Annotated in this window: 6 protein-coding genes and 4 pseudogenes; 4 read left to right on the forward strand and 6 right to left on the reverse strand. The window is 43.0% G+C overall.

The window, feature by feature from the left end:
* The 4 genes and pseudogenes from BZJ18_RS17820 to BZJ18_RS16580 form a co-directional block, all read right to left on the reverse strand.
* Positions 1 to 137, reverse strand: a pseudogene (locus BZJ18_RS17820) (IS256 family transposase); the annotation flags it as partial.
* A gap of 96 nt (positions 138 to 233) precedes the next feature.
* A complete protein-coding gene (locus BZJ18_RS16570) occupies positions 234 to 521 on the reverse strand; it encodes a type II toxin-antitoxin system RelE/ParE family toxin (protein ID WP_077458410.1) in 288 nt (95 codons plus the stop codon).
* Entirely contained in the window at positions 518 to 799 is a 282-nt protein-coding gene (locus tag BZJ18_RS16575; protein WP_021024253.1) for a type II toxin-antitoxin system Phd/YefM family antitoxin, read from the reverse strand. Before BZJ18_RS16575 ends, BZJ18_RS16570 begins: the two co-directional genes overlap by 4 nt.
* A 97-nt stretch (positions 800 to 896) precedes the next feature.
* Entirely contained in the window at positions 897 to 1,319 is a 423-nt protein-coding gene (locus tag BZJ18_RS16580; protein WP_077458412.1) for a hypothetical protein, read from the reverse strand.
* A 463-nt stretch (positions 1,320 to 1,782) separates the two neighbouring features.
* Here BZJ18_RS16580 and BZJ18_RS16585 point away from each other — a divergent pair.
* Positions 1,783 to 2,085 (forward strand): annotated as a pseudogene (locus tag BZJ18_RS16585) (LysR substrate-binding domain-containing protein); the annotation flags it as partial.
* Positions 2,086 to 2,189: 104 nt separating this feature from the next.
* On the opposite strand, the gene BZJ18_RS16590 reads toward BZJ18_RS16585, so the two are convergent.
* Entirely contained in the window at positions 2,190 to 2,771 is a 582-nt protein-coding gene (locus BZJ18_RS16590; RefSeq protein WP_077458416.1) for a DUF6988 family protein, read from the reverse strand.
* 89 nt (positions 2,772 to 2,860) lie between these two features.
* Here BZJ18_RS16590 and BZJ18_RS17655 point away from each other — a divergent pair.
* Together BZJ18_RS17655 and BZJ18_RS16600 are read left to right on the forward strand one after the other, a co-directional pair.
* Positions 2,861 to 3,212: pseudogene (locus tag BZJ18_RS17655) on the forward strand (IS110 family transposase); the annotation flags it as partial.
* Between the two features lie 264 nt (positions 3,213 to 3,476).
* Positions 3,477 to 4,070 carry a hypothetical protein gene (locus BZJ18_RS16600; RefSeq protein ID WP_077458418.1) on the forward strand — a complete coding sequence of 198 codons (594 nt, stop codon included), beginning with the start codon at positions 3,477 to 3,479 and terminating at the stop codon, positions 4,068 to 4,070.
* Between the two features lie 113 nt (positions 4,071 to 4,183).
* Here the strand turns inward: BZJ18_RS16600 and BZJ18_RS17330 are convergent, their stop codons facing one another.
* A complete protein-coding gene (locus BZJ18_RS17330) occupies positions 4,184 to 4,357 on the reverse strand; it encodes a hypothetical protein (protein ID WP_158011301.1) in 174 nt (57 codons plus the stop codon).
* A gap of 788 nt (positions 4,358 to 5,145) precedes the next feature.
* Between BZJ18_RS17330 and BZJ18_RS17825 the strand changes: the two are divergent.
* Positions 5,146 to 5,281 (forward strand): annotated as a pseudogene (locus BZJ18_RS17825) (IS256 family transposase); the annotation flags it as partial.

Genomic DNA, 5,281 nt, shown 5'->3' on the forward strand with positions numbered 1-5,281 from the left:
TCCATCTCAGCAGCCAAAGCAGCTTCGGTGATCTGTTTAATCAACGGCGTTAGCAGTCCATCTTTCCCGTTGAGGCCCTGTCCAGATTGCAGTGCCTTAGCAAAAGCTTGAATATCAATTTCGTATTTGTCGGACATTGATGTATCACTCCCTGTTGAGGGTTAACTATAGGAGTGACACAGACTTTTGAACACTACCTTAGTGATTGACGACATACTCGTTATAACACAGTTTTACACGTCATCTTCCGACAACATTTGACGACAATTACGAACTGTTAGTACGCGGATCTCATGGCTTAAGCTATAGATAATACGATAGCGACCAAAAATAATTTCACGATAGTTAGTATTGGGCAGTTCAGGAACAAAGCGCCCCATTTCAGGCATACTTCCAAGTAGTTCAGTTTTGTCAAAAACTTCGTTTACCCACTTTTCCGCCGCAGGTGGATTATCCAAAGAAATAAATTCCGCTGCATCGCCTAATTTCTGAAGCGCTAATGGAGACCAAACTACTTTCATTTCTTAATGCGCCCCAGTACTTGAGCACGAGCATCATCATTTGAAACACCAAGGCCTGAAGCTAATTGAGCTTCAGCTGTACGCATTTCTTCCAGTAACTCGATCTTCTCTTGCATTGCTTCATACTCTGCAACATCGAGAACAACAGCTACGCCTTTGCCATGCTGTGTGATGACCAATGGACGGCGAGTCTCATTGATTTGTTTGATGTAAGAAGCCACACCTGCACGAAATTCAGATAAYGGCTGAATATCTTGATCGAAATGAATACGACTCATATTGAACCTCAAGTTGTACAAAGTAACGTACTAACTATAGTTCAATTAACCGTTTTGAGCAAGGAGTTGGGGTTGATTCTGTGTTAATGGGCATTGGCTATGACCACATTTGTACGATAATCGTAATGGCTACCCCACCTGCACCAATACCAAATAAAAACAGCTGCCACCAAAACAAACGCCACGATAAGTTTCCCAGCGCTTTGGTTTCTTGACGGTCACAGGAACTTACTGGCTCATTTTTGTAGCGGCAACGTGCAATTTGCGTGGTAGCACGAAAATCCCGGAGGCGATTGATGGCACACCAAACAGCCAGACCAATTGAAATAGCCAATAAGTTCATTGCGCATGTTGCGATAATTAGCAAGCAACGACTAGCAGGCTGTGCGCCAATCAAACCAGAAACTAAAAATCCAAGAAGACCTGTAGATAACCCAAGCACAAGGTTTGATGCGGACGAAAAGTAGTCTCGCGTAACACTTTGCCACCGAATGAAGCTTTCTTTATCTTCTGCAGCCACTTACTTGCGCCTCCCCATTGACATTGTATTAGTGCGCATGCGCGATTTCCCAAAACCGTTATACGCACTGTTTTTTTACCTAACTATATGTTACCAATAGAACTTATCACCTCTAATGGATACTGCTCTTCCGCTAAAATGTTCATTACACCCATCCCTAATCGTGTATTCACACTATCCCCAAGTCTTAAACTGTAACTGCATGATTCATCGACGCTTTTAACTCGCTCCCACGCTCCTGCGTGGGAATGTATATGGATTTTGAATCATGGGCAGGATTCGCCAAAAGATCACCGAACTGCACTTGATCTCTGTTCTAACACTCGCGGACAGCGTCAATATCTTTAGCGAACAAGCCGGTTCAATACTCTAGGCGGCGTGATTTTACTCAGGTTATGGAACATTCAGTGTCTGAATGATAACTAGATATGCATTCCCACGCGGGAGCGTGGGAACGAAAAAAAGCGATCGGATTATCGCCCGCTGTGAAGAGCATGGTTATCAGCCCACCATTGCCGCGCGTAGCAGTCAGTGGGATTTTTTAGCCGCCTTGGTGAAAAGTGGTGCAGGGGTAGCGTTTCTACCCGCGCCCTTATGCCAGCGCCTCAGCGCCAGCTTGGAAGACAGTGAGTTATTACTAGTGAAACCGATAAGCCCGGCGATTGAATGGCAATTGGGGTTAGTCTGGCACGGCGAGCGTTATGTCTCACGCACCGCCGAGGCCTGGATGCAGTTGTGCCAGTCGACAGAGGTGATGGAGAAATGACCGTCCACCCTTAGCTGAGCTAGTGCTGAATAATGGGCTTATGCAACGCTCAAATAAAATGTCGGCCGAGCGATACTTATTAAGGGCGTTGTTAAATTATATCGTTATAAATCCAATGTCGCGAAACCCAAAGCCCTCTTAACTTCGAGCACAGCAGTTTGAGCTTTTCTATCATTACTAATTAAAGCTAGCTCTGCAGCAGCTAGCAAGCCGTAGTCATTTGCAAACTTCATAGTATCCTTGATAAAATCGTCACTAAAGTTAGAGCCAATTTGGTGACCAGAGATTTTACGAAAAACCTGTCCTGCCCCTGAATGTGTCAAATCGTTTAAGGCTTTCCAGTTATTTTTCTTAGCGTCAGACAAACCCTTCACTTGTTTTTCTTCTATTTCTTGGACTAACACACCAAGTTTTTTCTCAAACTTGTCCCTTCTCAACAAAGCTATATCTTCCTCGCTGGAGCAATAATAAAACCACAAACCTTTTACATAGCTTTCAAAAAGACACCTTAATAACGCGCTTGCCGAACTATATAGCCGGAGTTCAAGTAAATTCAAAATTGAACGATAGTGCTCCATACAAATGGAATAAAATGAGCTAGCTACCATTACTTTATCGTTGCGAGGCAACTGTATACGATCTAGTGCTTTCTCAAGCAGCACTAGATTTCTTTTCGATTTTTCCATAAATCACCTGTGCTTATAACGAATGAAATAGACTCCGCCTCTTGAAGATCTGCCACACTTAGGAGCGGCCTTTAATAACGGAGGTAACCATGTCCACTCAATTATTTTGTGGCGTTGATCTCGCCAAGCACCACTTTTCTCTTCACGCGGTCGATTGACCACGGAAAGTCATTCTCCATAAATCTGTTTCACGCACCAAATGACTGGCTACATTAGCAAATATGTCTACGATGTACATAGGTATTGAGTCCTGTAGTGGTGTACATTATTGGGCCAGAGAATTCAACAAGCTTGGCCACGATACTCGCATCATACCCGCAAAGTACGTCGGTTCTTATCGCACAAAAACGAAAAATGACCTGAACGATGCCGTTGCCATTTGTGACGCTGTTCAGCGTTCAAACAGCCGGTTCATTCCTGCTTAAGTCACCCGAACGCAAATAGATTCTCGCGATTTATCGTGTACGAGAACATTGGCTGCCGGCGCAGCCAAAAAAATGCTATTGCCTATTGACCGGAGAAAGCCTTATATGTTTTAGCCATAAAAACCACATGTAGTGCCAGTGTCAAAGTAACAACACAATATATAGATATTTCACATTTTCAGATGAAACCAAATGAAATAACCATAAATATAATAATGTTATATTGCAACACATAGCCTAAATGATAATGTGGCATCGAGCCAATAACTGAGGAGTTTGAATGCCTACATTAAGTGTTTCCGATTTTTCTTTGATTGTTGTAACTTCAGGAAAACCAAAGCAGACAAGGGTAAGAAACATCGCTAAACGCGAACCTTACGCAGCTTTTCGCGACTACTATGGTCCGTTACGAAACTCGATTAAACGTCTTTTCATTGCAAAACGACACATTTCTCACCTCTACACGATTTGCAACCGCCAGGAAGGAAGTAAAAAGCGGAATTATGAAATGATTGTCAATACTTTTAAAGATTGGCAATCTGGTAAAAATATTCAGGCTTTTGATCCACCGAGAGAGCACTATAACTTTTCACAAACGAGCATCACTTGTAACCCTGAACTACATGTAGTCTTAGACGGGCAGCCACGCCTAGTTAAACTCCATTTTAGTAATAGTGACAAAATGACTCAGGAAAGAGCGAACATTATCTGTGCTTTGATGGAGGATTCAATTAATGACAGTGGCTTTGAATATTCAGTTTTAGACTTAACCTCAGGAAAAGAGTACTTCTTCAATGGTAACTACGAAAAAATATATGACAGAATAAATAACGAAATCAAAGAGCTCGAGATATTCTGGTTGGAACTCGCTTAAAAAGTGTGGCAGGGATGCCCATTTTTTTGAAAAACGCCCGAAGCACCGGCGCGCGCTAGCGCGTCCAGTCCGAAGGACGATCCTGCCTTTGCTTGTTGTGTGAGGACAGGTGATCACTCACCCTTATCTTTTTTATTCTTTTGATTTTCAGGCTGAAAGTCAGCCCACCAACCAATATGTTTACAATCAGCACAAATTAGATCTTGTGTGTCTTGCCCCATGATTTTTTCTTTGTGTGGTGTTTTGGTAGAACCACACTCTGGGCAAACAGCTCCAGCTCGCTTCATAGTAATTTCCTTCCTAAGTTTTTCAGGTTTATTTCACATAACGCAAAGAACAGTTGCAAAATATTTGGCACTATTTGATCGGAGCAAAACTCGAGACATTTACTTTTTCAAGTCCAACGTCCTATAACGGCTCCTTGTTTGGACACCCAACCTTCTCAGTCACGACGAGGGAGGTTTCGCTGGAGATTGTTCCATTTGTGGAACCACAGGATTAGGGCTAGACCAAACTCTGTCAGCTATCTTTGTCGCAGCCGTACCAACGACCGCACCAATCAGGGCAGCGATAACAGCTAGGACTATGGCATCAATGTTTCTCCGAAAAACCGGGGCTTTCTTCTCGATGCATCGGCCGAATGATCGAGAAACGCCACAGATGCACGAACGCAACGTAGAGCATCCACGAAAATGTTAGAACAGATACCCATAAGTTAAGGTGGCCGAACGATTTTAGTGGTGGCAGATAGAAGATATTTGGAATAACTATGACGCTACCTAATACCTACGCGTATTGATAAAAAAATTTAGGCTTTCGTTCACATCGACTCAGAATGGAATCGATCTTATGGAACAAGCCTGATGCTAATAAATTGCTGGTTGGGTTTCGGCCCTTAATGAACTCTACGAACTCACCAACAGATTCAAATTTCACATAATTTGCAACAAGATCGATTCCAGTACAATTGGTAAGTTCGGAAAATAGATCTTCTAGATCGCTAGCCCACATGATGGTAGTGTTCAAAAGTCTGTGTCACTCCTATAGTTAACCCTCAACAGGGAGTGATACATCAATGTCCGACAAATACGAAATTGATATTCAAGCTTTTGCTAAGGCACTGCAATCTGGACAGGGCCTCAACGGGAAAGATGGACTGCTAACGCCGTTGATTAAACAGATCACCGAAGCTGCTTTGGCTGCTGAGATGG

It is taken from the genome of Salinivibrio sp. IB872, from assembly GCF_001995345.1.
GTDB lineage: Bacteria > Pseudomonadota > Gammaproteobacteria > Enterobacterales > Vibrionaceae > Salinivibrio > Salinivibrio proteolyticus.

Excerpts from the sequence above, each read along its gene's own strand:
- BZJ18_RS16570 (WP_077458410.1), bottom strand. The coding sequence starts at position 521 with ATGAAAGTAGTTTGGTCTCCATTAGCGCTTCAGAAATTAGGCGATGCA.
- BZJ18_RS16590 (WP_077458416.1), bottom strand. The coding sequence starts at position 2,771 with ATGGAAAAATCGAAAAGAAATCTAGTGCTGCTTGAGAAAGCACTAGAT.
- BZJ18_RS16600 (WP_077458418.1), top strand. The coding sequence starts at position 3,477 with ATGCCTACATTAAGTGTTTCCGATTTTTCTTTGATTGTTGTAACTTCA.
- BZJ18_RS17330 (WP_158011301.1), bottom strand. The coding sequence starts at position 4,357 with ATGAAGCGAGCTGGAGCTGTTTGCCCAGAGTGTGGTTCTACCAAAACA.